Raw genomic sequence first — 22,439 nt, forward strand, 5'->3', positions numbered from 1 at the left:
GTCTCAGTTCAAGGCGGACTGCCGAGTCTCGAAAGCGTCGCTGAAATTCAAACTGAGACACTACTGATGCGGGAGTGTTTTGCGAAGGCGCGATTGTGACTTAGGCGCCTATTTCAGCCAGTCGGCGAGCTTCGCCTTGCGCACATCCCTGAGCAGGCTGATGAAACCGTCGGCCTGATGCTCTGCCGTCAGCCGGCCCTTTTCCGCCGTGGCGATGCTGGCGTCGCCGACCACGCCGTTCGGGTTGAGATCGGTGGCGATCCAGGCGAAGGCGTGGGTGCCGGTGTGGCGCAGCAGCGAAAATTCCTTCTCGGCCTTGGCGACATTGGAAACGAAATTGTCGGCCTTGGCCATGTCGACGAGGTCCGGCCGGAAATGCAGCATCAGCGAGGTCTCGACATCGCCGCCATGGATGCCGTGGCGGTCCTCGAGTTCGGTGTACATGCCGGCCGGGCGGCCAAAGCGCTGCCAGCTCGTCTTCACCGCCAGCATCTTTTCGCGTACCCGCAATTCGCGCGTGATGATGCCCATGATCTCTTCATTGCCGCCATGCGAATTGACGACGATGAGTTTGCGCACCCCGGCGCGCGCAATCGACATGCCAAGCTCGGTCCAGGCCTCGACCAGCGTCGTTGCCGGCAGAGTGAGCGTGCCCGGCGCATGCAGGTGCTCGTTCGACTTGCCCACCGCCTGGACCGGCAGGATGCGGATGTCGAGATCGTCGGGCAGGCGGGCGATCACCGTGTCGAGCATGCCGTTCATGATCGAGGTGTCGGTCGAGACAGGCAGATGCGGTCCATGCTGCTCGATCGCGGCCACCGGCAGAACGGCGATCGTCGCCTCCGGATCGATCGAGGCGTATTCGGTTGTCCGGTAGTCGCCCCACCAGACGCGTCTTTTTGCAGCGGTCATGTCATGCCTCTTCGATGAACGGTGAGACCTAGCGCGGCACAGGCCTGCTGTCGATCACCCGGCAGCGATGACCTCGACCTCGACCTTGAATTGCGGACGGGCAAAGCCGGAAACGATCATCAGCGTCGAGGCCGGCGCCGGGCTCGAAAACAGCCGGTCACGGACATCCATATAGGGGCGCAAATGGGCGCGGTCGGTGACATAGGCGTTGATGCGCACGATGTCCCCGAGCCCCAGCCCGGCCTCGCCGAGGATTGCCTCGATGTTGCGGAAGCAGAGTTCGGCCTGGGCGCCGGCGTCCTCGGGAATCTGGTCGTCCGCCGTGATCGCCACCTGGCCCGAGCACAGCACCAGCCGCTTGCCCGCCGGCACTTCGACGCCGTGGCTGTAGCGGGCAAAGGGTGGCTTGATCGACTTCGGGGTGAGGAATCTGAACATGGCAATCTCCTGGATGCCGTCAGCCTAAGGCCGTATTCACTACAGCTTCAAGATGGCTTGGGATGTCGCTGGTGCGATTGTGGACAGGCGTTCAAAAAATAGGCACGATGCCTTCGGTGCAGCACGACCTTTCCGGCTTTCGCAGATGGCTGTGGTGCAGGCGGGCGGGTTCCGGCGCGAGCCGCCGGTGGCATGTGTCTTGCTTCTTGAATCTTTGGTGTCGAGCCTGGCGCGTGGCGCCGGAGCAAACAGAGGGTGGTTGTCGATGTATGCAAAACGGAAGATCTCGGTAGCGGCGGCGGCCCTGCTGGCGGCCGGCACGCTGGGGGCCGCGGCGAATGAAAAAGTCACCTTCGGCACCAACTGGTTGGCCGAGCCGGAACATGGCGGTTACTATCAGGCCGTGGCGGACGGCACCTATGCCGCCTGCGGCCTCGATGTCACCATCATGCAGGGCGGACCGCAGGTCAGCGGCCGGCCGATGCTGCTTGCCGGCAAGATCGATTTCTACATGGGCGGCAACTTGCTGTCGGCTTTCGACGCCGTCCAGCAAGGCATTCCGATGCGCGTGGTGGCGGCCGATTTCCAGAAGGACCCACAGGTCATCATGTCCCATCCCGGCGAGGGGCTGGACAAATGGGAGGACCTGAAGAACGCCGACCAGTACATACTGGGTGACGAAGGCGTGCAGACCTTCTTCCAGTGGATGGTCACCGCACTCGGCTTCGACGCCGCCAAGCGCGCGCCCTACACCTACAACACCGCTCCCTTCCTCGCCAACAAGAAGTCGATCCAGCAGGGCTACGTCACCTCGGAACCGTTCGCGGTCAAGAAGGAAGGCGGCTTCGTTCCGAACCAGTTTCTGCTCGCCGACTATGGCTGGGACACGTATTCGACGACGATCGAGGTGATGCAGGACACGATCGACAAGAAGCCGGAGGTGGTCCAGTGCTTCGTCGATGGCTCGGCCAAGGGCTGGTACAAGTACCTCTACGGCGACAACAAGGCCGCCAACGACATGATCAAGAAAGACAATCCTGACATGAGCGACGAGCAGATCGCTTTCTCGATCGAGCAGATGAAGAAGTTCGGCCTTGCCGATTCCGGTGATACCGAGAAACTCGGCATCGGCGCCATGACCGACGCGCGCATCAAGAGTTTCTATGACAAGATGGTCAAAGCCAAGGTTACGCCGGAAGGCATCGACATTACGAAGGCCTACACGCTGGCCTTCGTCAACAAGGGCGTCGGGCTCGACCTGAAGAAATAGGCCAGCCTGAGCATGATAGGGGAAAAGGTGGCGCGAGCGCCGGCATCGGACGTCGCTCCGACCTTGCTGGCGCTGCGCGGCGTCGGCAAGGTGTTTTCCAACGGCGTGACGGCGCTGAGCAATGTCGACCTGACGATCCGGGAAGGCGATTTCCTCAGCCTGCTCGGGCCGTCCGGTTGCGGCAAGTCGACGGCGCTACGGCTGATCGCCGGCCTGTCGACGCCGACCTCCGGCGTGCTTGACTGGCGCGGCGGCGGCTCGCTCGACCGCGCCAATATCGGCTTCGTTTTCCAGGAGCCGACGCTGCTGCCCTGGGCCAGCGTCTTCGACAATGTCTGGCTGCCGCTCAGGCTGAAAGGCGTTTCCCGCGGCAAGGCCGCCCCGGCGATCACGCAAATGCTGGCGCGGGTTCACCTGACCGGCTTCGAGAACGCCGTGCCGCGCGAACTGTCGGGCGGCATGAAGATGCGCGTCTCGATCGCGCGCGCCATGGTGACCAAGCCGCGCGTGCTGCTGATGGACGAACCGTTCGCGGCACTCGACGAGATCACCCGTTTCAAGCTCAACAACGACCTTCTGGAGCTGTGGCAGGACGAACGCTTCACCGTCGTCTTCGTCACCCACAGCGTTTTCGAAAGCGTGTTTTTGTCCAACCGGGTCGTCGTCATGGCGGCGCGGCCGGGCCGGGTGTTCGACGAACTCGCCATCGAGGCGGCCTATCCGCGCGACGAGGCGTTTCGCACCTCGCCGGACTATGCAGCCCTTTGCCGTCAGGCCTCCGACGTGCTGGTCAATGCCATCAATTCAACAGCGGGCCCGCATCATGACGGTCATTGACGGCACGTTGAAACTCGACCCCGAGGAAGCGCGCCGTGTGCGCCAGGAGCGGCTCGAGCGGGTCGGCCGCTGGCTGCTGCCGCTGGCGATAATGATCCTGGCGATCTGGCTGTGGGACCGCATCTGCGTGTGGAACGAGATCCCGCAATATATCCTGCCGCGCCCCGGCGTGGTGCTGCAGACGCTCTACAACGATGCCGGCCTGCTGTTCTCCTCGCTGCTGGTCACCTTGCGCATCACCTTTCTCAGCCTGGCCTTGGCGGTCATCGGCGGCGTCGGCCTGTCGGTGCTGTTCGCGCAATCGAAATGGGTGGAGATGTCGTTCTTCCCGTTCGCTATCGTGCTGCAGGTGACGCCGATCGTGGCGATCTTTCCGCTGATCAACATCTATGTGAACAACCAGACGACCAAGCTTCTGCTGTGCGCCTGGATCGTCGCCTTCTTCCCGATCCTGTCCAACACCACGCTCGGCCTGAATTCGGTCGACCGCAATCTGCGCGATCTGTTCAAGCTCAATGGCGCGACGCGCTGGCAGCAGTTGCGCTATCTCAGGCTGCCGGCGGCGATGCCGTATTTTCTCGGCGGGTTGAAGATCGCCGGCGGCCTGTCGCTGATCGGCGCCGTGGTGGCCGAGTTCGTCGCCGGCGCCACCGGCCAGTCGTCGGGGCTCGCCTCGCGCATCATCGAGGCCGGCTACCGGCTGAACGCGCCAAGACTGTTCGCGGCGCTGTTCCTGATCTCGCTGACCGGCATTCTCATCTTCCTCGTGCTGTCACTGATTTCGCATCTTATTCTCAGGCGCTGGCACGAAAGCGCGCTGAAGCAGGAGCGGTAGTGCCTTGATTCCGGACTCAGCTTCATACCGGCTTGCCAATGCCCGCGTTCACCGGTCACTGACGTCGGGTCTTGCCGCGACTTACGACAATGACGGTTTCACGCTGGTCGACATTGCTATTGCCGACGGCAAGATCTCCAGCATTGCGGCGCATGGCAAATCGAAGGCACCGACGGAGGCTATCGATCTTGCCGGTCGTATCGTGCTGCCGTGCTTCGTCGACTGCCACACCCACATCGACAAGGGCCATATCTGGCCGCGAAAGCCCAATCCCGATGGCACTTTCATGGGTGCGCTCAATGCCGCGGGCGCCGACCGCGTCGCGCGTTGGAGTGCCGAGGATTTGGCCAAGCGCATGGATTTCTCGCTGCGCTCGGCCTATGCGCATGGCACCAAAGCGCTGCGAACCCATCTCGACAGCGTCGCGCCGCAGGAGGAAATCTCCTGGCCGGTGTTCGAGACGATGCGCGAGGCCTGGCGCGGCCGCATCGAATTGCAGGGCGCGTGCCTGCTCGGCATCGAGGGCGTGCGCGACAAGAAGTGGTTCGACAGGCTGGCGAAACGGGTGGCCGCCGCCAAGGGCGTGCTCGGCGTCGTCACCTATATGGTGCCGGACCTGGAAGAACTGCTCGATCATGTCTTCGCGCAAGCGATCAAGCATGGACTCGATCTCGATTTCCATGCCGATGAGACCGACGACATTGCGGCGATCTCGCTGAAGAAGATCGCCGAGGCAGCACTATGGAATGGTTTCGAAGGCAAGATACTCGTCGGCCATTGCTGCTCGCTGGCGCGGCAGCCCGACCTCGAGGTGCTGGACACGCTGGACAAGGTGGCAAAGGCCGGACTGGCGGTGGTGTCGCTGCCGATGTGCAATCTCTATCTGCAGGATCGGCGCGGGGACCAGACCACGCCGCGTTGGCGTGGCGTGACGCTGCTGCACGAGATGAAGGCGAGGGGCATTCCTGTCGCCGTCGCTTCCGACAACACGCGTGATCCCTTCTACGCCTATGGCGATCTCGACATGCTGGAGGTCTACCGCATGGCCACGCGCATCCTGCATTTCGATCATCCGGTCGCCGACTGGCCGCAAGCGGTCACTGCCACGCCGGCCAAGGTGATGCGGCTCGATGGTTTTGGCACGCTTGCGGCCGGCGGCGATGCCGATTTCATCCTGTTCAAAGGTCGAAGCTGGACGGAATTGCTGTCGCGGCCCGAATCGGATCGCATCGTCGTGCGCGGCGGCCGCGCGATCGAGCGGCAATTGCCCGACTATGCCGAACTCGATGAACTGATGGTGGAATGATGGACGTTTCGGCGCTCAAACGCGATCTCGACGGGCTGAAACTCGACGACAATCCGGCCATCGTCCAGCAGAAGAGCCGCGATTTCTACTGGTACAGCCCGGTGCTGAAACAGCAGCTCGACCATGTCACCGGCGACCTGATCGTGACGCCGAAGACCGAGGCCGAGCTGATCCGCGTGCTCGCCGCCTGTCACCGGCATGGCGTGCCGGTGACGCCGCGCGGCAGCGGCACCGGCAATTACGGCCAGGCGATGCCATTGTCGGGCGGCGTGGTGCTCAATCTTGCCGAGATGAACGAGATCAAGTCGATCGCGCCGGGGCGCGTGGTGACGGGGCCTGGTGCTATTCTGGCCGATATCGACAAGGCTACACGCGCGCATTCCGGGCAGGAGCTCAGGCTCTCGCCCTCGACCTACAACACCGCCTCGATCGGCGGCTTCATCGCCGGCGGCTCTGGCGGCGTCGGCTCGATCAATTTCGGCGGGTTGCGCGATTTCGGCAATGTGCTGCGCCTGCGCGTGGTGACGATGGAGGCCGAGCCGAAGGCGCTCGAACTCACCGGCGAGGATCTGCACAAGGTGACCCACGCTTACGGCACCAACGGCATCATCACGGAAGTCGAGATGCCGCTGACGGCGGCCTATGAGTGGATCGATGTCATTGTCGGCTTCGATGCCTTCATGGACGCGGCGCGCTACGGCAATGCGCTGGCCTGCCAGGACGGCATCCTGACCAAGCTGATCACACCGATCGCGGCGCCCGTGCCGCAGCTTTATTTCAAGCGCCACCAGAAGTTTTTCAGGGAGGGCCAGAGCATTTGCGTCGTCATGGTGGCGCAGCATGGGCTGGATGCGTTCCTCGCCTTCACCCGGCGCGCTGGCGGCGAGGTGGTCTTCAACGCCGCGACCGCGACGCCCGAAGAGAAAAAGGGTCTGCCGCCGGCCTATGAGCTGGCCTGGAACCACACCACGCTGAGGGGACTGCGCGTCGATCCCGACATCACCTATCTGCAGTCGCTCTATCCGTTTCCCAATCAGCTGGCGCTGGTCGAGAAAATGGACGCGATGTTTCCCGGCGAAGTGTTTTCGCATCTCGAGTTCGTGCGGCTGGACGGCAATATCACCTGTTTCGGCCTGCCGCTGGTAAAATTCACCACCGAGGCGCGGCTCGACGAGATCGTTCGCCTGCATGAGAAAAATGGCTGCCCGATCTTCAACCCGCATCGCTACACGCTGGAGGAGGGTGGCATGAAGCAGACGGATGCCGTGCAACTCGCCTTCAAGCGCGAGACCGACCCGCAAGGTCTGCTCAATCCCGGCAAGATGATCGCCTGGGAAAATCCGGACTATGATTATCGCTCGGGCCGCACTTTCTTGTTCAAGGGGCTGCAGAGGGCGGGGTGATGCAATGACGAACGCGTCGCTTGGCGTTGACCTGCGGGATGTCCTCCCGTGAACATCCTTGTCCTCTACGCTCACCCGGTCGAGACCAGCTTCAATGCCGGCCTGCACCGGTTGATCGTCGAGCGGCTGACGGCGGCGGGCCATGATGTCGATGATTGCGACCTCTACGCCGAGGATTTCGACCCGCGGCTGATGCGCCAGGAGAGGCTGGATTATCACAACCAGCGGGGCGCCGCGGACCCGGCGGCGCCTTATGTCGAGCGACTGCTGCGTGCCGAGGCGCTGGTGCTTTCCTATCCGGTCTGGAACTACGGCTTTCCGGCGATCCTCAAGGGTTTTTTCGACCGCGTCTTCCTGCCCGGCGTGTCGTTCAGGCTGGTCGACGGCAAGGTGCAGCCGTCGCTGCACAACATCCGTAAGGTCGCGGCCGTCACCACCTATGGCGGTAGCCGGTTCCGTGCCATTGTGATGGGCGATCCGCCACGCAGGCTGATCAAGCGCATGCTGCGCGCCACCGTAAAGCCCGGCGCGCCGGTGACCTACCTCGCGCACTACGCGATGAACCTGTCGACTGACCAAACGCGAAAATCCTTCATGACGAAGGTTGCGGCGAGCATGGATGCATTCTGATGCGGGTCCTCGTGGTCTATTGCCATCCGGTGCCGGAAAGCTTTTGCGCCGCGATCCGCGACACCGCTCTTGATGTGCTCAAGGCCAAGGGTTGGGAGGTGCGGCTGCTCGACCTCTATGCCGAGAAATTCGACCCGGTGATGGGCTGCGACGAGCGGCGCTCTTACAACAATCAGGCGCCGCAGGATCCCGCGCTGAAACCGCATTTCGAACTGCTCGGTTGGGCCGAAGCAATCCTGTTCGTCTATCCGACGTGGTGGTACGGGCTGCCGGCAATGCTGAAGGGCTGGCTCGACCGGGTGTGGGCGACGGACGTCGCCTTCAAACTGCCGGTGGGCAAAGGGCGGATCAAATCGCTGATGACGCATGTCACCAAGGTCGGCGTCATCACCACCTGCGGCGCGCCGACCTGGTGGAGCGTCGTCGTCGGCCAGCCCGGACGCAAGACCTTGTTGCGCGGCATGCGGGCGCTGTGCGCGAGACGCTGCAGGACGTTCTTCCTGGCGCATTATCTGATGGACGCCTCGACGCCAAAGACGCGGGCAGCGTTTCTGGCGAAGGTGCGGATGAAGCTGGAAAGGTTTTGAGGAATTAGGCGTCCTTCTTCCCGTTTAACGGGGAGAAGATGCCGGCAGGCAGATGAGGGGCGGCGCGGACGTTTGCCTTATTCTGGGGCGCTGGCGCGGCCCTCATCCGACCCTATCGGGCCACCTTCTCCCCGTGAAACGGGGAGAAGGAAGAGGGCGCTACATCTTCGTCCGTTCCGCCTTCGGGTCATACATCGGCTTCAGCGAGGCTTCCGCCGCAAAACGCTCGCCGGCGATCTCGATCTCGTAGGATGAGGCCAGCACATCGGCCTCGCTCTCGCCCTGGCACGGCACATAGCCGAGCCCAATGGCGCCGCCGAGGTGATGGCCGTAATTGCCCGAGGTGATCGGGCCGACGATCTTGCCGTCGCGCAGGATGGCTTCATTGTGGAAGAGCAGGGGTTGTGGGTCTTTCAGCCAGAATTGGATCAGCCGGCGGTTCAATCCGGCTTCCTTCTTCTTCATCACGGCATCGCGGCCGATGAAGTCGCCCTTGGCGGTCTTCACAGCGAAGCCGAGGCCGGCTTCCAACACATTGTCCTCGTCAGTGATGTCGTGGCCGAAATGCCGAAAAGCCTTTTCGATGCGGCAGGAATCCAGAGTGTGCAGGCCGCAGAGTTTCAGACCGACATCGGTGCCGGCCTCGTCGATCGCTTCGAAGACATGGGCAGCCTGATCGGTCGAGACATAGAGCTCCCAGCCGAGTTCGCCGACATAGGTGACGCGGTGGGCGCGGGCGAGGCCCATGCCGATCTCGATCTCCTGGAACGTGCCGAACGGGTTGTTCTCGTTGGAGAAGTCGTTGGGGCTGACTTTCTGGATCAGCTTTCGCGCATCCGGACCCATCAGGCAGAGCACGCTTTCCGCCGCCGTGACATCGGTGATGACGACGAACTCCTCGCCGACATGCCGGCGCAGCCAGGCCAGATCGCGCTGCAGCGTGGCGCCTGGGACGACGAGGAAGTAGGCGGTGTCCGACAGGCGCGAGACGGTGAGATCGCTCTCGATGCCGCCGCGCTGGTTGAGCATTTGCGTGTAGACGATCTTGCCCGGTGCCACGTCCATGTCGTTGGCGCACAGCCTTTGCAGGAAGGCACAGGCATCGCGGCCCTCGACGCGGATCTTGCCGAACGAGGTCATGTCGAACAGGCCGACCTTGTTGCGGACCGCCAGATGTTCCTCGCGCTGGTTGTCGAACCAGTTCTGCCGCTTCCAGGAATAGCGGTATTCGCGCTCCTGGCCGTCGCGGGCGAACCAGTTGGCGCGCTCCCAGCCGGCGACCTCGCCGAACACGGCGCCGCGCGCCTTCAGGTGCTCATGCAGGGGTGAGCGGCGCACACCGCGCGACGTCGCCATCTGCCGATAGGGGAAATGGTCTGCATAGAGCAGGCCGAGCGTTTCGGAGACGCGCTGCTTGAGATAGCGGCGGTTCTTCTGGAATGGCTGGGCACGGCGGATGTCGACTTCCCAGAGGTCGAACGGCGCTTCGCCATCGTTGATCCACTGCGCCAGTGCCATGCCGGCGCCGCCGGAGGAGACGATGCCGATCGAATTGTAGCCGGTCGCCATCCAGTAGCCGGACAGTTCCGGCGCCTCGCCGAGATAGTAGCGGTCGTCCGGGGTAAAACTCTCGGGGCCGTTGAAGAAGGTGTGGATGCCGGCGGTGGCCAGCATCGGCATGCGGTTGACGCCCATTTCGAGGATCGGTTCGAAATGGTCCATATCCTCCGGCAATTGGTCGAAGCAGAAATCCTCGCGGATGCCGTCCATGCCCCATGGCTTGGCCACCGGCTCGAAGGCGCCGAGCATCATTTTGCCGGCGTCTTCCTTGTAGTAGGCGCATTCGTCGGGAACGCGCAGCACCGGCAAGCGGGAGAGGCCGGGGATAGGCTCGGTGACGAGGTAGAAATGCTCGCAGGCGTGCAGCGGAATGGTGACGCCGTTCTGGGCGCCGAGTTCGCGGGCCCACATGCCGGCGCAGTTGACGACAATGTCGGCCTCGATCATGCCCTTTTCGTTGCCCTGCGCCCAGGACACGCCGGTGACGCGGCCGTTCCTGGTATGGACTTTGGTGACCTTCACATTCTCGACGATGGCAGCACCCCGCTGGCGCGCGCCCTTGGCTAGAGCCATGGCGATGTTGGCGGGGTCGCACTGGCCGTCGAGCGGCAGATGCACGGCGCCGACGACGTCGGAGACGTTGAGATGTGGATACATCTCTTTGACTTCATTCGGCGAAATCTCGCGCACGTCGACATCGAAGGCACGCGCCAGCGATGCCTGCCGGTAGATCTCGTGCTTGCGCTCCTCGGTCAGCGCGACCGTGATCGAGCCGACCTGGCGCATGCCGGTGCCGACCTCGGTCTCGGCTTCCAGCTTGACGTAGAGGTCGGCCGAATATTTCGCCAGCCGCGTCATGTTCTGCGAGCCGCGCAACTGGCCGATCAGGCCGGCGGCATGCCAGGTCGTGCCCGAGGTCAGCTGCTTGCGCTCCAGAAGCACGTTGTCGGTCCAGCCGAGCTTGGCCAGGTGATAGGCGACCGAACAGCCGGAAACGCCACCGCCGATGATCACTGCGCGGGCCTTGGTGGGGATGCTCTTGGTCATGCGGCCTCGCGGCGATAGCTGGAAGCAAAACGGCGCAGCCGAGCGGCCGCCTCCTGCAGTACGGGCTCGGGCTGGCAGAGGCTGATGCGGATGTGGCCGGCGGCGGCTTCGCCGAAGCTGGAGCCGGGCATCACGCCGACCTTCTCCTGGTCGAGGAGGGCCCAGGCGAATTTTTCGTCATCCGGTTCGACATCGGATATGTCGAGCATGACATACATGCCGCCTTCGGAACCGCGCACGCTGACATTGTTCATGCCGCGCACGGCATCCAGCAGGACGGTGCGGCGCGCCGCGTAGCGCTCGGCGATCTCCTTGACGCCGTAACGGTTCTCGAGTGCCTCGGCGCAGGCGATCGAGATGAAGGCCGGCAGGCCGTATGTCGTCACCAGATTGAGGTTGATGAGCAGCGTAATCATATCCTGCGGACCGGTCAGCCAGCCCATGCGCCAGCCGGTCATGCCATGGCTCTTGGACATGGAATTGATGACCAGCGTGCGCTCGGCCATGCCGGGTAGCGAGCGTGGCGAGACATGCTCGCCGCCGCCCAGCGTCCAGTAGACCTCGTCCGACAGCAGCCAGAGATCATGCTCGCGGCAGATTTCGGCCAACTGTTCCAGCCGCTCGCGCGAATAGACCGCGCCTGTCGGGTTGTTCGGCGTGTTGATCAGGATGGCGCGCGTGTTGGGCTTGAGTGCCGCGCGGATCATGTCCGCGCGGGGCTGAAAACCGTCCTCGGCCGGCGTCTCGACGACGGTGAAACTCGCGCCGGCGGCGCTGAATGTGTTGGGATAGGTGGCATAGTACGGCGCCACGACGATGGCATGATCGCCCTGGTCGAGAACGGCCTGCACGGCCGCATAAAGGGCCGCCTGGCCACCCGGCGTGGCGATGACTTGATCGGGCGTCGTCTCGACGCCGGTGCAGGCGCTGGAGGCGGCCGCCATTGCCTGGCGCAGGCGCGGCAGGCCGGGAAGCGGCGTGTAATGGTGATTGCTGCCGCGAACCGCGGTTACGCAGGCCTCGATCGTTTGCGAGGGCGTGTCGAAGTCGTGATCGCCGACCGACAGCATGATGATGTCCTCGCCGGCTTCCTTGCGGGTCCAGGCGGCGAAATGAACCTCCCAGCCATCCTTGCCCGAAGGCACGATGCCGGAGATGCGAGACGATGGTCTAGGCATGCAAAACCCCCGAAATTTCGTAACCGTCCTGCTGCAGCCGATCGCGCAGCGCGGCAATGTGCGGCGGTCCGACTTCGCAGCAGCCGCCGACGATGTCAGCACCTGCCTCCACCCAGCCGATCGCTTGCTCGGCATAGGCGTCCGGGCCGAGGTCGTGGCGGGCGTGCAGCACATCGACGGTACCGCCGTGCTTGAGCGCTTCCGTGGAGGTGAAGCCATTGGCATAGGCGCCGACCGGGCCGCCGAGGTCGATCAGTTCAGGCAAGGCGGCGGCGATCGCTTCCGGCCGGCAGCAGTTGAGCAGCCGCGCCGCTATCGGCAGGCCATCGAGCGCGCTTGCCGCGGCGGCTATTGTTTCACCGCTGCGCAGCCGCGGCGCGCCGTGATCGGCGAGCGTCCACGACACCCAGACCGGCTTGCCGCTTTCCGATGCCGCGGTGACGGCCGCGCGCGCCTCATCGGCAGAGGCCATGGTTTCGCAGAGGAACAGATCGACGCCATCCGCCTGCTCGGCAACGATGCGGCGGTAGATGTCAAGCGTCTCCTGGTAAGAGATGGTCAGCGCAGGGGCGTAGCTGCCGAAAAGCGGCGACAGGCAGCCGGCGATCGCTGCGTCGCCGGCTGCGTCACACGCTTGCCGGGCCAATTCGATGCCGCGCTTCTGCAACGGCTTGAACAGGTCCTCGGCACCCTCGCGCGCCAGGCGCTCAGGTGTCGCCGAATAGGTATTGATGGTGATCACGCGGGCGCCGGCGCGGATGAATTCGGCATGCAGGTCGCGCACCAGATCGGGTTCGTCGATCAGGACCCTGGCCGACCACAACGGCGTCGGCTCGGATTTGCTGCGCCGGACCAGTTCCTGGCCCATGCCACCATCGGTGAGGATGACATTCTTCATGCGCGCAGCCTCTCGTTCCTGGGATCCCAGAGCGGCTCGTCCTTCTGCACGACCGCCTGGAAACGGTCGCCGAAGATTTCGACCTCGACGGAGGTGCCTGGCTCGGTCAAATCCACGCGCAGCATGCCGAGCGCGATCGACTTGTCGATGCGATGGCCCCAGCCGCCTGACGTGGTCTCGCCGACGATCTGGCCGCCATGCCACAGCGTCGACATGTAGGGCGCGTCGCAATCACCGGGGTTTTCGACGACCAGCGTGACGAAGCGCTTCTTCACGCCTTGCTGCTTCTCGTTCTGCAGTGCTGCCTTGCCGCGGAAATCGGGCTTCTCCCATTTGACGAAGCGCTCGAGCCCGCCCTGCAGGATAGAATAGTCGGTCGACAGATCGCCCTTCCAGGCGCGGTAGCCCTTCTCAAGCCTGAGCGAATCCAGCGCGTACATGCCGAACGGCTTCAGTCCATGCTTCTGCCCGGCCGCCCAGATGGCGTCGAAGATGGCGCCGGTGTCACCGATCTTGGTGTGGATTTCCCAGCCGAGTTCGCCGGCAAAGGAGACGCGCACCAGCTTGGCCCAGCGGCCGGCTATCCTGGTTTCCTGATGCGTCAGCCACGGTAGGGCGAGGTCGGCGTCGCAGACATCGGCGAGGATTCTTCGCGAATTTGGGCCGGCCAGGATCTGAGTGGAATAGTCCTCGGTGCGGTCGGTCAGGGTGAAGGCCGCATCCCCGGGCATGCGAGACTTCAGCCATTCGAAATCATGCCATTGCGCGACCGCCGCGGTGATCAGCGTCATCTGGTCCTCGCCGTGGCGCACGACCGACATTTCGGTGACGATGCGGCCCTTGTCGTCGGCGAAATAGACCAGGCCGATGCGGCCGGGCTTCGGCACCAGTCCGGTGACCTGCAGGCTTAGCCATTCGGCGGCGCCGGGGCCTTCGAGGTTGAAGCGCGAGAAACCCGGCAGGTCGAGTATGCCGGCGGCGTCACGCACGGCCAGGCATTCTTCGCGCACGCGATGCTGCCAGGGTCCGTCGCGGCGGAAGGTCAGTGTTGCTCCCTCCGAGATGTCGTCGCCGGGTTGCGCATACCAGGTGGCGCGTTCCCAGCCATTATAGGCGTCGAAGCGGCCGCCGAGCGCCTTTGTGCGGTCGTGGATCGGTGACAGTTTACGGTCGCGACCTTCCGGCCAGGCATGGCGCGGGAACTGGATGGCGTATTCATTGCCGTAGATTTCCATGCCCTTGGCGACGCAATAGTCTGGCGCCGAGGCAAAGGACGTAAAGCGGCGCGGATCGCAGGACCACATGTCCCATTCCGTCTGGCCCTGCGTGACCCATTCAGCCAGCACCTTGCCGGCGCCGCCGCCTTGCGCAATGCCGAAGGTGAAGACGCAGGCCTCGAAGGCGTTGGGCAGGCCGGGCATCGGGCCGATCAGCGGGTTGCCGTCCGGCGCATAGGGGATGGGGCCGTTGATGACCTTGGAAAGGCCGGCCGTGCCCAGGATCGGCACGCGGGCGACGGCGTCTGCCAAATAATGTTCCAGCCGGTCGAGATCGTCGGGGAAGAGCTGGAAGGAAAAATCCTCCGGCATCGGATCGCCAGGGGTGGCCCAATGCGCGCGGCAATTGCGCTCATAGGGGCCGAGATTCATGCCGGCCTTTTCCTGGCGAAGATAATAGGACGTATCGACATCGCGCAGCAGCGGCAGTTTCTTGCCTTGTTCCTTCGACCAGGCCGCCAGTTCCGGAATTTCCTCGAACAGGATGTATTGGTGGCTCATCACCATCATCGGCACCTCGCGGCCGAACATCCGGCCGACTTCGGCGGCACGATAACCGGCGGCGTTGACGACGATCTCGCAGCGGATCTCGCCTTGCGGCGTGGTGACCACCCATTCGTCCTTCTCGCGGCGCACGCCGGTGACGGGACAGAAGCGGATGATTTTCGCCCCAAGGTCACGCGCGCCCTTGGCCAGCGCCTGGGTCAATTGCGCCGGGTCGATGTCGCCGTCGCTCGGGTCATAGAGCGCGCCCTTCAAATCATGCGTCTCGATGAAGGGATAACGGCGCTTGATCTCGTCGACGCCGACCACGTCGATGTCCATGCCCTGATAGCGGCCCATGCCCTTGGCGCGCTGGAATTCCTGCATGCGCTCTTTTGTATGGGCAAGGCGCAGCGAGCCGGTGACGTGGTAATTCATGGGATATTCGACCGCGTCGGCGAGGCCGCGGTAAAGCTCGGTGGAATAGCGCTGCATGTTCATCAGCGACCAGGACGAGGAGAAGGTCGGCACATTGCCGGCGGCATGCCAGGTCGAGCCCGATGTCAGCTCGTTCTTCTCCAGGAGCACGCAATCGGTCCAGCCTGCCTTGGCGAGATGATACAGCGAGGAGGTGCCGACGACGCCACCTCCGATGATCACCACGCGCGCCGTGCTCGGCAAACCCGCCATGTTCTTCTCCCAGACCGAAGCGCGTCGCGCTTCTATTTCTTGTTTTGATGCATGTCGTTATCCCAAAACCGCTGCACACTTTTGGGCGACATGCATTTCAATAAACCGGCGGCGAAACCACCCAGATGACAACCGCCGGCTCGGTGCCTGGATTGCGCCAGCGATAGGGCTTGCCTTCGAAGCGGAAGGAATCGCCTTCGCCGAGCCGGTGCCAGACGCCAGCTATCTCGATCTCGAAAATACCCGAGGCGAGATAGCCGGCTTCCTCGGTCGGCCGCAGCTGCTCGGTCTTCATCTGCGCGCCCGGCGCGAAGATCGAGCGCACCATCTCGAAGCTACCACCGAGATCGGGCGACAGGAGTTCTTCCACCAGGCCGGTCTCGCTGGTGCCAAGGGTGCGGCGCCTGCCGGCGCGCACCACCACGCCGCGCTCGCTTTCGACCGGCACGTCATGGCTGAAGAACAGGCTGATCGGCACACCGAACAGTTCGGCGAACGCCCTGAGATCGCTGAGCGACGGCGTCGACAGGCCGCGTTCGACCTGGCTGACCCAGCCGACCGAACGGCCGAGTTTCAGCGCGATTTCGGCGAGCGTCAGCCCGCGTGCCCGGCGCAGCGCGCGGATATCGCTGGCCAGCACGCGTTCGTCAGGTCCCTGCAATGTTCGTGCGGTAGGAGACGCCAAAACGCTCACTTCATGAAAATTTCAATCCGAATTTCATGAGAAATCAAGCTCATGAAAAAATCAAGTAGATTTTCACCAATGCTCAAGATTTGCTTGCAGGATTTTGACGGTTCATGCAAAGGCTCCGCCGCGAGCGGCGAGTGGGGACGTCCGATCGACGCAATGGCTAAGGGACGGCCCATGTTGGAAAAGAAGGCTCGAATCGCGGATGAGGCCGAGATTGTCGACGAGGCGATCGTGTCGCGCCGTTCGGTGCGCGCGTTTTTGCCCGACATGATCGACGACAACACCGTTCGCGACATTCTGGCGGTTGCGGCACGCGCGCCGTCCGGCACCAACATGCAGCCATGGCGGGTCTACGTCACCAAGGGTGAGACCAAGCAGCAGATATCGGATGCCATTCTGAGTTCCGGTATCCGCGCCGAAAAGGCCGACTGGGACGAGTATCGCTACTATCCCACCCAGTTCTTCGAACCTTATCTGACGCGGCGACGCGCCAACGGTTTCGGCCTCTACGGCGCGCTCGGCATCGGCCGCCGCGAGGTCGACAAGATGCGTGCCCAGCACGACCGCAACTTCGTCTTCTTCGACGCGCCCGTCGGCATGATCTTCACCATCGATCGCCGCCTCAACCAGGGCTCGTGGATCGACTACGGCATGTTCCTGCAGAACATCATGGTCGCGGCGCGGGGCAGGGGCCTGCACACATGCCCGCAGGCGGCCTTCGCGCCCTACCACCGGCAGATCCGGCCGGTGCTCAACATTCCCGACGAGGAGATCGTCGTCTGCGGCATGGCGCTCGGCTATGAGGACACCTCCAAGCCGGAAAACGGCTTCCGCACCGACCGCGTGCCGCTGGAAGAGTGGGTGACGTTCAGCGAATAGAGCGGCTGCTGACTTCAGCTATTCGGTATTCATCTGCATGCCATGGCCGCTGACATGGGCGCCGTCCTGGGGCGTCAGCTTGAGGTAGGCAAGCAGCGCGCAGAGCGTGATGACGCCCTCGATCGTGAACAGGATCCGGAAATCATTGGTCACGGCAGGCCCGCCGCCGGCCAGGAACGACAGCATGGCCGCAGCCAGGCCGACGCTGACCGCCACCGCCAGCTGCCAGAGGATGTAGTAGAGCGCGCTGAAGCGAGCGAGCTGGTCTGGGGCGATGTCGGAATAGGCGAGGTTGCCGGTCGAGGCCCATTGGACGGAACGAAAGACGCCGAAAGCAAAGATATAGCCAAGCACGATCCAGACCGGCGTGGTCGCCTGCATCAAGGCGAAGCCGGCGACCATGGCGGCAACAACAGGCGTGTTGAAGACCAGGACGCGGCGGAAGCCGAACCGGTTGAGGACGCGCGGCATGAAGAAACGCATGATCACCGAGCCGAGCGCGGCAACGAAGGTCAGCGATCCCGCCTGCACCGCGCTCATGCCGAAGCCGAGCTGGAACATCAGCGGCAGCAGGAAGGCGACGGAACTCAGCCCGATCGTGTCCAGCCCGCCGCCGGTGAGGAACGAGATGCGGAAGGTGCGGATGCGCAGGAGCTTGAGATCGAGCAGGGGATTGGGTACGCGCAGGCAGTAGAGCGAGGCAATCGACAGGATGATGACCGCCAGCGCCAGTTCGCCGGCAATCATCCCGCCGCCGGCGTCTTTGGCGGCAAGCGAATCCATGCCGAACACCAGCAGGATCATGCCGCTGCCGACCAGCAGGAAGCCTGGAAAATCGAACCGCGTGCGAACGGGCTTGGTCATGGTCGGGAACAGCGAGGCGGCAAGGACTGCCGCCGCCAGCGCGAACGGCACGTTGATGAAGAAAATCCAGCGCCAGGAAATGTAGGTGGTCAGAGCGCCGCCGACGAGCGGCCCGACCAGCGGCCCGGTCTGGCTTGCCACCGAGATATACATGTTGATTTTCAGCGTCCGGTTGCGCGGGAAGCTCGACAGGATGACGACCTGGCCGAGCGTGCCCATCAGTGCCCCGCCAAATCCCTGCAGCGCGCGGGCGCCGACCAGTGTCCAGATGTTATCAGACAGGCCGCAGAGCGCCGACGAGGTGGCGAACACCAGCAAGGCAAAGCAGTAGACGTTGCGCAGGCCGAAGCGGTCGGCGGCCCAGCCGCCGAGCGGCATCGAGATGATCAGGCTGGCGACATAGACGGTGATCAACAGGCCGAGCTGGCTCGGCGGGCGGGCGAGGCTTTCGCCGATGCCGGGCAAAGCCGTCACCACGACATTCTGGTCGAGGCTGGTCATGAACACGCCGCAGGCGACCGTCAGCGGCAGCAGGAGCAAGGCTCTGGCCGACACATCGGCGCGATCCGTGGCGCCGGCGGATAGTTCTGCGGTCATGGGGATGTTCGAACCAAACGAATGTGCCGAGCCTGAAACGGGATTTCTATCCCTTGGGCCGATCTGGCGGCCAGTTTTTCCACCATGGCCGCCCGCGGCGCGATTCTCTAGCGGCAGAACCGGCCGGCATTGAGGCCAGAAGCAGGGGCGAAGCGGCCATATGCCGCCACCGCCTACTGCACCTCGTAGCCGACTTCCTCGCTGGCATGGCAAAGCGCATTCCAGAACGAACGTGCGAAGGAACGGAAGACGTAGATGTCGAACTGGTCGGCGCCGGTGCGCTGAATCTGGGCGAAGACGTCGTGGTGAGCGGTCGACCTCCCGGCACCGACCGGGAAGGCCGGCAGCGCGAAGTCGATGGTGAAGAATTTCGCCAGCACCCATTCGGCCTTCGGCCCGGCGATCCGGATGGCGGTGCGACCATGCGACAGGTCCGTCACCGTGCCGATGGCAGGCGTCACCGCCTTGGCAAAAGCCGCGGCCAGCCCTTCCGCCTCGTCGGCCACGGTGAATTTTCCCGGCGCGAAGCCGAACACCGATTTCACGCCGTCGCTCGAGCCCCCGCCGGCGCCGTCCGGCAGCGCCAGCACGGTGACGCTGCGGATGGCAGCGATCAGTTTCTTCTCCTCGCCCGGCCAGGCGGCGAGCTGAACGATCGAGCCCGGCCTCGTCTCGGTCAGCAGGATCTCGACGCCATGCTCGAAATTGCCATGCGAGCCGACATGAAACTCCGGCTCGAGGGGGGATTGGCGCTCAACCATGCATGCGGGTCCCTTCCGGATCGTAGAAATGGTTGGAGACGATCTCGACCGGTCCGAACCTATTGCGCAAGGGATCGGAGACATGGGCACGCGTGCCGTGTCGTGCCTTGCCGCCCTGGACCAGCGCCAGCGCGATATGTTTGCCGAGTGCCGGGGAATAGCAGCAGGCGGTGATGTGTCCGATCGATCCGTGCGGATTGGCCTCGTCCAACGCCTCGACAATGTGCGCGCCGCCACTGAGCGGCCGGTTGTCGAGCGCGATCAGGCCGACCAGTTCCAACCGATCGGACGCGATCAGGCCTTCGCGGTCCATCATCGCCGAGCCGATGAAGGGCTTCTTCTTCGACAGCATCCAGTCGAGATGCAGGTCGCGCGCAGTGGTGCGGCCGTCGATCTCCGCGCCAGTGACATGGCCCTTCTCGATGCGCATCGTGCCCAGCGCCTCGAGCCCGTAGGTGACCAGGCCGAACGGCTTGCCGGCTTCGATCAGCGCTTCCCAGACATGGGTGCCATGGCCGGCGCCGGAATAGACCTCGAAGGCCATTTCGCCGGAGAAGGAAAGCCGGCAAATCATCACCGGCACGCCTGCGATCTGGCCATGGACGATGCCCATGAAGGGCAGTGTCGCATTGTCGACCGCGGTGCCGATGACGCAGGCGGCGAGGATCTGCCTGGCTTTCGGGCCGCCGATCGCCGCACCCGCCCATTCGTCGGTCACCGAAGTGACGTGAACCTTGAGGTCCGGCCAGATCACGTCGAGGAAGTATTCCAGATGCTGCATCACCTTGCCGGCATTGGCCGTCGTGGTGGTCATAAGGAAATCCTGTTCGCCGAGCCGCCAGGTGGTGCCGTCGTCGAAAGCGAAGCCGTCCTCGCGCAGCATCAGCCCGTAGCGCGCCTTGCCGACGGCGAGCGTCGAAAACATGTTGGTGTAGACGCGGTCGAGGAACGCGGCGGCATCGGGGCCCTGCACGGCGATCTTGCCCAGCGTCGAGACATCGACGATGCCAGCACTTTCACGCGTCGCCTTGGCTTCGCGCACATAGGCCTGCTCGATCGTTTCGCCTGACAGCCCGTAGATCATCGGCCGGTACCAGAGGCCGGCGGAATACATGGTCGCGCCATTGGCGAGGTGCCAATCATGCATCGGCGTCAGCCGCTCCGGCTTCAGGTCGCCAAAGCGCTCCGCCGCCAGCGAGCCAATCGAAACGGGCGCGAAGGGCGGCCGGAAGCGCGTCGTGCCGACTTCGGGGATCGGCTTGCCCAGCGCCTCGGCCATGATGGCGAGGCCGGGAACGTTGGAGCTCTTGCCCTGGTCGGTGGCCATGCCGAGCGTGGTGTAGCGCTTCAGATGCTCTACCGAGACGAAGCCTTCGCGGTGCGCCAGCCGGACATCCTCCGCCGTCACGTCATGCTGGAAGTCGACAAAGCTCTTGCCCTTGGCCCTGATCTCGAACACAGGCGCCGGATCGGGATCTCCGTGGACGGCTTCGACCGTGGGCAATGCCGCCGGCGTGCTCGTTCCGCCGGCCGCTGCAAGGCCGGCGGCGCGGCCTTCGGCGATTGCCTCGGCGGTGGAAAAACTGCCGGTGAAAGCGCCGGCGCCAATCCACTGCTGTGTCGGCCCATGCTGCGTCGGCTTCGGCGGCAGGAATGCCTGGCGTGCGGCATCCCATTGTGCTTTTGCGCCGGCCTGGCTGGCCAGATGAATGGTCGGCGACCAGCCGCCGGACATCAGCAGGCAGTCGGCATGGATGCTTCGCTCATCGCCGGTGAGCGCGCCGGTGACCATGTCGAAACGCTGAACCTTGACGCCGGACAGCGCCTTGCCGCCCTCGGTGGCGACCACGGCATGGCCCGCAAAGATCTCGGCCTCGGCTTCCGTGGCCAGCTTGCGCATCTCTGGCGAAAGCTCGGACCTGACGTCGGCGATGGCAACGATCGCCGCACCGGCCTTCTTCAGGGCGACGGCCGCGCGATAGGCGCTGTCATTGTTGGTGAACAGCGCGATCCGCTCGCCCGGCAGCACGCCGAACTCGTTGGCATAGCGCTCCGCCGCATGCGCCAGCATCACGCCCGGCCTGTCATTGCCGGGGAAGACCAGCGGCCGTTCGAAGGCGCCGGTGGCCAGCACCACCGATCTGGCACGGATCGCCCAATAGCGATGGCGCGGCTCGCCCTTGGCGGGCTGCTCCTTGTGGTCGCTGACCCGTTCGAGCGCGGCAAGCGTGTTGTTGTCGTAATAGCCCCACACCGTGGTGCGCGGCAAAAGCCGGACATTGTCACGGCCTTCGAGCTGGGTGACGGTGCGGCGCGCCCAATCGGCGGCCGGCGCGCCATCGATGGTTTCGTCCGACCAGTTGGTCGAGCCGCCAAAACGCGGCTCGAGATCGGCCAGCATGACGCGGGCGCCCTGATCGGCGGCGGCCTTGGCGGCCATCAGGCCGGCCGGGCCGGAGCCGACCACCAGCACGTCACAAAAAGCGTTCATGCGTTCGTAGCGGGCGGGATCCTTCGCCGATCCGGCGCTGCCCAGACCAGCGGCGCGGCGAATGAAATGCTCGCAGAACATCCAGAAACGCGTGCCTTTCAGCGGACCGATCACCGGCCCCATGAAAGTCTTGTAGTAGAAGCCGGCCGACAGGATCTTGCCGCCGAGCTGGTTGACGGCATGGATATCCCAGGCCAGGGAAGGGAAACGGTTCTGGCTGATCGCCACCAGCCCATCATGAATCTCGACCATGGTCGCTGGAATGTTAGGCTCGCGCACCTCGCCCTTCAGCACCGTCACCAGCGCGTTGGGCTCCTCGACGCCCGCGGTCAGCAGGCCGCGCGGACGGTGGTATTTGAACGAGCGGCCGAAAAGCGTGACGCCGTTGGCCAGCAGCGCTGAGGCCAGCGTGTCGCCGGCATGGCCGGTAAAGGCAACGCCGTCGAAGGTGAAGCGGATCGTCTTCAGCCGGTCGATGCGGCCGCCAGTGTCGGTGCGGCGCGGGCTCATGCCTTGTCCTCCGCCTTGCGGCGCGCGGTTGAGGCATGATCGCCGCGCACGAAGGCGACGCTCGAAATCTCATGCGTCAGCGTGTTGCGCACGACGCGCAGATGCGTGCGACAACCGCCGGAATGCTGCCAAATCTCATTGTGGTCGCCGGCCGGGTTCAGCCGGTCATAGACATAGGCGTTCCACGCCTCGAAATTCTGCGAGGCCGGGTCGGGACGTTCGCGGTTGCCGTCACCCTGATAGGTGAATTCGATGACGTCGCGCGGGCCGCAATAGGGACAGGTGATCAACATCG

Annotated in this window: 19 protein-coding genes; 8 read left to right on the forward strand and 11 right to left on the reverse strand. The window is 64.0% G+C overall.

The window, feature by feature from the left end:
* Nucleotides 1-108: 108 nt before the first annotated feature.
* Complete coding sequence (locus D3242_RS05680; protein ID WP_064983990.1) at nt 109-912, reverse strand: creatininase family protein; 804 nt, start codon at nt 910-912, stop codon at nt 109-111.
* 54 nt (nt 913-966) lie between these two features.
* Complete coding sequence (locus tag D3242_RS05685; protein ID WP_019858748.1) at nt 967-1,350, reverse strand: RidA family protein; 384 nt, start codon at nt 1,348-1,350, stop codon at nt 967-969.
* Between the two features lie 265 nt (nt 1,351-1,615).
* Here D3242_RS05685 and D3242_RS05690 point away from each other — a divergent pair, with 265 nt between their 5' ends.
* From D3242_RS05690 to D3242_RS05720, 7 genes are read left to right on the forward strand one after another with little or no spacing between them, the layout of a single operon-like run.
* Complete coding sequence (locus D3242_RS05690) at nt 1,616-2,620, forward strand: ABC transporter substrate-binding protein (protein ID WP_064983992.1); 1,005 nt, start codon at nt 1,616-1,618, stop codon at nt 2,618-2,620.
* 12 nt (nt 2,621-2,632) lie between these two features.
* Entirely contained in the window at nt 2,633-3,457 is an 825-nt protein-coding gene (locus D3242_RS05695) for an ABC transporter ATP-binding protein (RefSeq protein WP_064983993.1), read from the forward strand.
* Nucleotides 3,444-4,292, forward strand: a complete 849-nt coding sequence (locus D3242_RS05700; protein ID WP_038647435.1) for an ABC transporter permease — start codon at nt 3,444-3,446, stop codon at nt 4,290-4,292. The genes D3242_RS05695 and D3242_RS05700 overlap by 14 nt, the downstream gene beginning before the upstream one ends.
* Before the next feature lie 4 nt (nt 4,293-4,296).
* Nucleotides 4,297-5,598 carry a cytosine deaminase gene (locus D3242_RS05705; RefSeq protein ID WP_064983995.1) on the forward strand — a complete coding sequence of 434 codons (1,302 nt, stop codon included), beginning with the start codon at nt 4,297-4,299 and terminating at the stop codon, nt 5,596-5,598.
* On the forward strand, nt 5,598-7,001 hold the full coding sequence (locus D3242_RS05710; protein ID WP_064983996.1) for an FAD-binding oxidoreductase: 1,404 nt from the start codon (nt 5,598-5,600) through the stop codon (nt 6,999-7,001). The genes D3242_RS05705 and D3242_RS05710 overlap by 1 nt, the downstream gene beginning before the upstream one ends.
* Before the next feature lie 48 nt (nt 7,002-7,049).
* Nucleotides 7,050-7,631, forward strand: coding sequence for an NAD(P)H-dependent oxidoreductase (locus D3242_RS05715; RefSeq protein ID WP_064983998.1), 582 nt, complete (start codon nt 7,050-7,052; stop codon nt 7,629-7,631).
* On the forward strand, nt 7,631-8,218 hold the full coding sequence (locus D3242_RS05720) for an NAD(P)H-dependent oxidoreductase (protein WP_019858741.1): 588 nt from the start codon (nt 7,631-7,633) through the stop codon (nt 8,216-8,218). The genes D3242_RS05715 and D3242_RS05720 overlap by 1 nt, the downstream gene beginning before the upstream one ends.
* A 159-nt stretch (nt 8,219-8,377) precedes the next feature.
* On the opposite strand, the gene D3242_RS05725 is transcribed toward D3242_RS05720, so the two are convergent.
* The 5 genes from D3242_RS05725 to D3242_RS05745 all read right to left on the reverse strand — a co-directional run bounded on the left by D3242_RS05725 (nt 8,378) and on the right by D3242_RS05745 (nt 15,991).
* Entirely contained in the window at nt 8,378-10,825 is a 2,448-nt protein-coding gene (locus tag D3242_RS05725) for a GcvT family protein (protein WP_064983999.1), read from the reverse strand.
* Nucleotides 10,822-12,003 (reverse strand): pyridoxal phosphate-dependent aminotransferase, encoded by a 1,182-nt coding sequence (locus tag D3242_RS05730; RefSeq protein ID WP_064984001.1) that lies wholly within the window; start codon nt 12,001-12,003, stop codon nt 10,822-10,824. Before D3242_RS05730 ends, D3242_RS05725 begins: the two co-directional genes overlap by 4 nt.
* Nucleotides 11,996-12,901, reverse strand: coding sequence for a homocysteine S-methyltransferase family protein (locus tag D3242_RS05735; RefSeq protein WP_019858738.1), 906 nt, complete (start codon nt 12,899-12,901; stop codon nt 11,996-11,998). Before D3242_RS05735 ends, D3242_RS05730 begins: the two co-directional genes overlap by 8 nt.
* The gene (locus D3242_RS05740) at nt 12,898-15,351 is read right to left on the reverse strand and encodes a GcvT family protein (RefSeq protein WP_064984003.1); all 2,454 of its coding nucleotides are present in this window, start codon (nt 15,349-15,351) and stop codon (nt 12,898-12,900) included. Before D3242_RS05740 ends, D3242_RS05735 begins: the two co-directional genes overlap by 4 nt.
* A 97-nt stretch (nt 15,352-15,448) precedes the next feature.
* Nucleotides 15,449-15,991 carry a helix-turn-helix domain-containing protein gene (locus D3242_RS05745; RefSeq protein ID WP_019858736.1) on the reverse strand — a complete coding sequence of 181 codons (543 nt, stop codon included), beginning with the start codon at nt 15,989-15,991 and terminating at the stop codon, nt 15,449-15,451.
* Nucleotides 15,992-16,216: 225 nt separating this feature from the next.
* Between D3242_RS05745 and D3242_RS05750 the strand changes: the two genes are divergently transcribed.
* Entirely contained in the window at nt 16,217-16,921 is a 705-nt protein-coding gene (locus D3242_RS05750) for a nitroreductase (RefSeq protein WP_064984005.1), read from the forward strand.
* Between the two features lie 18 nt (nt 16,922-16,939).
* On the opposite strand, the gene D3242_RS05755 is transcribed toward D3242_RS05750, so the two are convergent.
* The 4 genes from D3242_RS05755 to D3242_RS05770 form a co-directional block, all read right to left on the reverse strand.
* Nucleotides 16,940-18,382, reverse strand: coding sequence for an MFS transporter (locus D3242_RS05755; RefSeq protein ID WP_064984007.1), 1,443 nt, complete (start codon nt 18,380-18,382; stop codon nt 16,940-16,942).
* A gap of 173 nt (nt 18,383-18,555) precedes the next feature.
* Nucleotides 18,556-19,143, reverse strand: a complete 588-nt coding sequence (locus tag D3242_RS05760; protein ID WP_064984008.1) for a sarcosine oxidase subunit gamma — start codon at nt 19,141-19,143, stop codon at nt 18,556-18,558.
* On the reverse strand, nt 19,136-22,144 hold the full coding sequence (locus D3242_RS05765; protein WP_064984010.1) for a sarcosine oxidase subunit alpha: 3,009 nt from the start codon (nt 22,142-22,144) through the stop codon (nt 19,136-19,138). Before D3242_RS05765 ends, D3242_RS05760 begins: the two co-directional genes overlap by 8 nt.
* Nucleotides 22,141-22,437 carry a sarcosine oxidase subunit delta gene (locus D3242_RS05770; RefSeq protein ID WP_019858730.1) on the reverse strand — a complete coding sequence of 99 codons (297 nt, stop codon included), beginning with the start codon at nt 22,435-22,437 and terminating at the stop codon, nt 22,141-22,143. Before D3242_RS05770 ends, D3242_RS05765 begins: the two co-directional genes overlap by 4 nt.
* Nucleotides 22,438-22,439 lie beyond the last annotated feature (2 nt).

Source organism: Mesorhizobium jarvisii (assembly GCF_003601985.1).
Taxonomy (GTDB): Bacteria; Pseudomonadota; Alphaproteobacteria; order Rhizobiales; family Rhizobiaceae; genus Mesorhizobium; species Mesorhizobium jarvisii.

Coding starts and splice junctions, on each gene's coding strand:
- D3242_RS05725 (WP_064983999.1), bottom strand. CDS start 10,825: ATGACCAAGAGCATCCCCACCAAGGCCCGCGCAGTGATCATCGGCGGT.
- D3242_RS05750 (WP_064984005.1), top strand. CDS start 16,217: ATGTTGGAAAAGAAGGCTCGAATCGCGGATGAGGCCGAGATTGTCGAC.
- D3242_RS05760 (WP_064984008.1), bottom strand. CDS start 19,143: ATGGTTGAGCGCCAATCCCCCCTCGAGCCGGAGTTTCATGTCGGCTCG.
- D3242_RS05735 (WP_019858738.1), bottom strand. CDS start 12,901: ATGAAGAATGTCATCCTCACCGATGGTGGCATGGGCCAGGAACTGGTC.
- D3242_RS05755 (WP_064984007.1), bottom strand. CDS start 18,382: ATGACCGCAGAACTATCCGCCGGCGCCACGGATCGCGCCGATGTGTCG.
- D3242_RS05765 (WP_064984010.1), bottom strand. CDS start 22,144: ATGAGCCCGCGCCGCACCGACACTGGCGGCCGCATCGACCGGCTGAAG.
- D3242_RS05730 (WP_064984001.1), bottom strand. CDS start 12,003: ATGCCTAGACCATCGTCTCGCATCTCCGGCATCGTGCCTTCGGGCAAG.
- D3242_RS05740 (WP_064984003.1), bottom strand. CDS start 15,351: ATGGCGGGTTTGCCGAGCACGGCGCGCGTGGTGATCATCGGAGGTGGC.
- D3242_RS05685 (WP_019858748.1), bottom strand. CDS start 1,350: ATGTTCAGATTCCTCACCCCGAAGTCGATCAAGCCACCCTTTGCCCGC.
- D3242_RS05700 (WP_038647435.1), top strand. CDS start 3,444: ATGACGGTCATTGACGGCACGTTGAAACTCGACCCCGAGGAAGCGCGC.
- D3242_RS05680 (WP_064983990.1), bottom strand. CDS start 912: ATGACCGCTGCAAAAAGACGCGTCTGGTGGGGCGACTACCGGACAACC.
- D3242_RS05710 (WP_064983996.1), top strand. CDS start 5,598: ATGGACGTTTCGGCGCTCAAACGCGATCTCGACGGGCTGAAACTCGAC.
- D3242_RS05690 (WP_064983992.1), top strand. CDS start 1,616: ATGTATGCAAAACGGAAGATCTCGGTAGCGGCGGCGGCCCTGCTGGCG.
- D3242_RS05770 (WP_019858730.1), bottom strand. CDS start 22,437: ATGTTGATCACCTGTCCCTATTGCGGCCCGCGCGACGTCATCGAATTC.
- D3242_RS05695 (WP_064983993.1), top strand. CDS start 2,633: ATGATAGGGGAAAAGGTGGCGCGAGCGCCGGCATCGGACGTCGCTCCG.
- D3242_RS05720 (WP_019858741.1), top strand. CDS start 7,631: ATGCGGGTCCTCGTGGTCTATTGCCATCCGGTGCCGGAAAGCTTTTGC.